Origin of the sequence: Flavobacterium sp. (assembly GCF_031423415.1) — a bacterium.
Classification (GTDB): domain Bacteria; phylum Bacteroidota; class Bacteroidia; order Flavobacteriales; family Flavobacteriaceae; genus Flavobacterium.
Genome location: NZ_JANPFL010000118.1, coordinates 1 through 4,981, shown reverse-complemented (window position 1 = coordinate 4,981; position 4,981 = coordinate 1). Strand labels below are relative to the sequence as shown.

Sequence of the window (4,981 nt, the reverse complement as noted above, 5' to 3'; positions counted from 1 at the left end):
ACAATTTTAAGCTCCGATTCAACCAAATCAAGGAACAAATTGTTTTTTGGCTTAATTATTTGTTCAACTTCTATCCTGAAAATAATATTCCTATTTTTGTGGAAATTAAAAATAGCTCTTTTTAAGGGTTGACTAATTAATACAATCCACAAAGGGAAAATGGCACCAATGATGGCACCTAAACCGCTGCTGATGTATTTCACTCCCCAAGTGCTTAGTCCATTACTCAACACAAAATTAAGAATGCTAAGGATAAAAATGACTTTCCATTGTTTTCCTTTTGGCCAAGGCGTTTTTTTGTATAAAAAGAAACCAACATAGAGTATTCCGCCAATAAATTGTCTAATCCCAGCAAGTTGCAAAGCGGGCATATATTTTACGCCTTCTTTTGACGCCAGCCAAGTTGTGCCCCAGAAAAAGCTCACCCAGCATAAAGCTAAAATAGGCAATCCTATTGCATTAATCTTGGACGAAAAAGAAGTCTTTATTTTCGCTCTCACTTATAATTTGGGTTTTACAAATGTGTATCCTAAAACTTTTTCAACTTTCAAACTCGAAATCGTTTTTCCTAAACGGGAGTTTTCAACACTAAATTCAGGAAGTTTCAGATTCAAATCGATGGCTTTTTGAGTGTAATATTCCCTTCGGCCAGGATGAAAAAGAGCTACAGCATTGAAGGTTTCGCGCCAACAATCTAGCTCTATTATTTTTAATACGATGCCAATGCAATCCTCTAGATGAATTAAATTTATGGGAGCATTAGAGTTTTCAATATTTTTCCTTCCCGCCAAGAATTTTATTGGATGTCGGTCTTCGCCAATCAAGCCACCAAAACGCAAAATGGTAGTTTTAAAATTAGAATTGCTTTGCAAAAATTGCTCGGCTTGTGCTAATTGTCTGCCGCTTTCCGAGTCAGGATTTAGTTCCGTTTCTTCGGTCACAACTAAATTGTCCTCTCCGTAAACCGATGTCGAACTTATGAATAGAACATTCTCAACGGTAGATTTTTCGATAAAAGGAATCACGTTTTTAATTTTGGAAACAAAATTTTCTTTTGAATCACCTCTTAATTTGGGTGGAATATCGATAATCAAGATTTTAGAATTTTCTAAAAAAGAATTCACTTCTCCTTGAATTTTTGATTCCAATAATTCAATTTGGAAAGCTTGAACTCCCAAGTTTTCCAAAACTGAAAGTTTTTCAACAGAAGTTGTCGAACCCTTTACCAAAAATCTGTTTTCGAGTAAGGCTTTCGCCAAAGGCAAACCCAACCAACCACAACCGAGAATACTAATTTGAGTCATCATAAAAAAATTGAATGCTCAAAAGTAGTTTAAAAACGCACCATTTGGAAATGGATTTTAATTAAGATTTCTTTCTTTTTTCCTGCTCTTTTAAAACGATTTCCAAATAAGGCGTAGTAACTTTTTCGATGTCACTTTCAGAAATGTCTAGTGATTTTGGGTCTTTAACGAGTTGCAACCAAGGTTTTGGTGTGCCAAAAGGATAGCTTCCAAAAACAATTACTGGTGTTCCCTTGAATTTCACGTTTTCATCATCGACTAAAACCCATTGATCTGCCCATTCATATAGATATTTAGCGTCTTTTTCTTGTAACCTCAAGCACGAATGTGAGGCAGGATAACCTGGCAAATCGTATTGATGAAACCCAATACCTCCTTTGTTTGCAATATTAAAATTCCAAAGTAATTTCCATTCATCATCAACGGTGCTAATGGTTTCTTCGGCTTTCCAATTGCAAAAAAACAATCCTGTGGGAGTTGGAGCTTTTTTCTTGCCCATATTGGTTGGACCAGTGTAAATCAAAATTCCGTTTTCATAAGCAGCAAAAGTTTGAGTAGGATAGGAGAAAAAAAGGATTTTATCTACATCCGCTAAATAAGGAACTTCAACAGGAAAAGGCAAATAGAACGCAATGTCGCCACTCAAATCCGTTGGAATAATAACAGAATCCATTTTGGTAAAAAATTGTTTATCAGTTCTGTTTATGGCAAGAGCAATTTCTAGGTCTTCGGCATTTTTGTTGATTTTCAACCAGTCTTTAGTGTTTTCTAAAGTATAGAAAACGGCTTTAGGAGCTTTTCGAACAGGCGCTTTTTTGATAATTTTATTTGTTGGTTGCGCATTTTCTGTTTCCCCTTTTTTGCAGGATAATGAGGTCAGCGCAATTATAATTCCAAGTAGTACGATTGATTTTTTCATAAAGTATTTCATTTAGGTAAAAATGATGGAATTATGCGTGTAAAGTGTTATATAATTATGGGGGATTGTTATAGGTTTTACGGCTTCCTCAAACTATCTTTTTCAAACACCAAACTATCTTTTTGAATTGCTTTTCCAACCTTTAAAACAATGGTTTTGACCACTTTTGGCGATGGTTTTATTTTCTCTTTAATAATCACGGCATCATTCAAAACAAAAGACGTTGGCATCATCCAATCGGCTCTTTTTTGAATTGAAAAAAGCGGATTATTCATCAAATCGAAAGAGCTTTCCAATAAATCCAAATCCAAAACACTGGAAGCAGCAATACTAAATTCTATTTCCAGCGGAAGTTGATTGACAGCATAATAGCTCAACAATTTCTTGCCTTTTCGCTCGTATTTTGAACCTTTTTGCACTAACAATGACAATCCATTGGCTTTGAAATTTTGGATTACAAGATTTTCATTGGCAAAAACATCATACCGATTTACTTTTCGGGTGGGTGTAATTCGGATTTTCAAATATCGATTTTTGCCAACAACACTATCTTTCAGGAATTCGACAATTGGTCTCGAAAGGATTTTCATTGGCGCATCGGCGGTAAAAGTAAATTCAGTTTTGTACTTGCTAGGTAACGAAATAGCGCTTAATTCCTCGGCATCTTTTGGATTTTCTCCCAAATAGATTTTGGTCCATTCATCCAAATTGGTGTCATAAGTTGCCCAAGTTGCCTTGTTTTTGTCGGCATCCAAAATATAGACTAAACTATTGGATTTGGCTTTGCCCAATTTATACCCAGAATAGTAATGCGCTCTCGCAAAAACCCCAATCGCCAATACGAACAAAATCAATGAAGCCGTCCCTTTTCGCTTAAACGAACCAAAAAAAGGTAATAGTAAACAGAAAGTCAAAGCGGTTAAAATAGCGCTTCCAAACAATACTTTTAAGCCTAAACCTATTGGAAACATTTGGATAAATGGGGCAATAATCAGCAAGGCAGGAATACTCAAAAAGAGGTTCAAAATCCATTTTGACTTTTGAGTTAGAACAAATGAAGTTAACATAAGTAATCCTGCAAAAACGGGAAGGATCAAAAATCCCGCGCCTTTCAAGAAGAAAGCCAACAATGCGTTGAGGAGAATCCAAAAGAACAATGGCGCAACATAATGGTTCATCGTCACTTTTTTGAAAGAGAAAAAGTGGTAAAAAGCAAAACAAATCGACAAGGTCAATAGCGTGAAAGCCACGATATAATCGTGTCCGTTATAGGTAAATCCGTTGAGCAAATCGTTGTGTTGTGGATAGAGTATTAGTAATAATTTCCAACCCAGAAAGGTGATTAAACCCGAAACTAGCACCGAACCTAAAAACGGAATAAATCCTCTCGCCATTTCTGGGAAAGACAAAATTCGTTTGCCAATACCAATGAATATCAAAATCAATAACAGTACAAGAGCAATAATAACCATTGGTAAAACCCAACTAAAAGGATAACTGATAAAGCTAAATGGAATCGAAAAATAAACATCATCTTCGGTGGTTTGCGTCGTGTTTAAATCAGCATTCGAAAAATAATCCAACAGCGGCATCAAATATTTTCCTTGATGCACCAAGGTGTTTTTGCTTAAATGATTGATATCATCTTGCGCCGTGTGGTAGTTGTAATGCCCATCGATAAAAGCAAAATTGTAGCCTTGAATATTACCTTGTTCCCTGAAAACTGTCAAATCAGTATCGTTGGGCAACATTTTGTAAATGCTGTACATCAAGGAATTCGAAACAGGATATTTGACATTGGCAGCCGAAAATTGGTTGACCAATCCAGCATTTCCGCTATTGGTTTCCATCAACATATAACTTGGTCCAGAACTTCCTCGGGCTTCAAAATTCAAAACCAAACCGACTTCTTTTGCCCAATGATGTTGGGTAACAAAAAGAGCTGCACCATTTAAACCCAATTCTTCGGCATCTGTAAAGAGAATAATGATGTCGTTTTTGTGCTGTTTTTTGGCGTAAGTAAAAGCGCGAACACTTTCTAAGATTGTCGCCACACCAGATCCTGCATCGCTCGCGCCATTGGAATAGGAATGTGGCGCGCTGTCATAATGCGAAAGTAAAAGCAAAGCTTTGTTGCTGTTGCTGCCTTTTATTCGAGCTAAGATATTTTTGCATTTGGTCAAAGTTCCCCAATCCGAAAAAGAAAAACCTTCTTGTGTGGAAGTTTCTAAACCTAGATTTTGCAATTCTTTTATCAAATAATTGGCCACAACATCGTGATTTTCCGAACCTACAAAATGCGGTTTTTGCGAAATATTTTTCACTTGTTCCAAGGCTCTTTTGGTCGAAAACTCTGTAAGAGGCGCATCATCATCGGATGTCCATTGCGGCATCATCGTGAAGAATGTAAATCCAAGTATTCCGAGCAGGAACAATACGGATAAAATGGAGGAATAACTTTTTTTCATCAAGGGAGAGAATTAAGTTTTAAAATTCTTTTTTCACAAGCATATAATATTCGCCTTCTAAAACACGATACCCTTGGTCGTAAATAAAATAATAAGTGTTTCCTGTATTAGTGTTCAAAATATTGGTAAAATATTCAAATTCAAAACCCTTACTTAATAGTTTAGACTTGGTGGTTTTTGATTTTTCTTCGAGATTCAATTCCGAAAGAATCCTATAATTTTTGCGCAATTTGTTGTTGACGTTGCGCATAAAATTGGTACTGTCTTTGTTTATTTTATTGTTATAGGCG

At 36.0% G+C, this 4,981-nt stretch carries 5 protein-coding genes; all 5 read right to left on the bottom strand.

The features are described 5' to 3' along the window. The coding region (locus tag RMO83_RS10180) for an EamA family transporter (protein WP_310559575.1) at nucleotides 1–500 on the bottom strand (500 nt) is incomplete at its 3' end. Then, nucleotides 501–1,304, bottom strand: a complete 804-nt coding sequence (locus RMO83_RS10175; RefSeq protein WP_409025010.1) for an NAD(P)H-binding protein — start codon at nucleotides 1,302–1,304, stop codon at nucleotides 501–503. Nucleotides 1,305–1,365: 61 nt separating this feature from the next. Then, the gene (locus RMO83_RS10170; RefSeq protein ID WP_310559573.1) at nucleotides 1,366–2,223 is read right to left on the bottom strand and encodes a L,D-transpeptidase; all 858 of its coding nucleotides are present in this window, start codon (nucleotides 2,221–2,223) and stop codon (nucleotides 1,366–1,368) included. A 77-nt stretch (nucleotides 2,224–2,300) separates the two neighbouring features. After that, on the bottom strand, nucleotides 2,301–4,691 hold the full coding sequence (locus RMO83_RS10165) for a M20/M25/M40 family metallo-hydrolase (protein ID WP_310559572.1): 2,391 nt from the start codon (nucleotides 4,689–4,691) through the stop codon (nucleotides 2,301–2,303). 19 nt (nucleotides 4,692–4,710) lie between these two features. Further along, nucleotides 4,711–4,981: hypothetical protein (locus tag RMO83_RS10160; RefSeq protein WP_310559571.1), on the bottom strand; the 271-nt coding region annotated here is incomplete at its 5' end.

Excerpts from the sequence above, each read along its gene's own strand:
- RMO83_RS10175 (WP_409025010.1), bottom strand. The coding sequence starts at position 1,304 with ATGACTCAAATTAGTATTCTCGGTTGTGGTTGGTTGGGTTTGCCTTTG.
- RMO83_RS10170 (WP_310559573.1), bottom strand. The coding sequence starts at position 2,223 with ATGAAAAAATCAATCGTACTACTTGGAATTATAATTGCGCTGACCTCA.
- RMO83_RS10165 (WP_310559572.1), bottom strand. The coding sequence starts at position 4,691 with ATGAAAAAAAGTTATTCCTCCATTTTATCCGTATTGTTCCTGCTCGGA.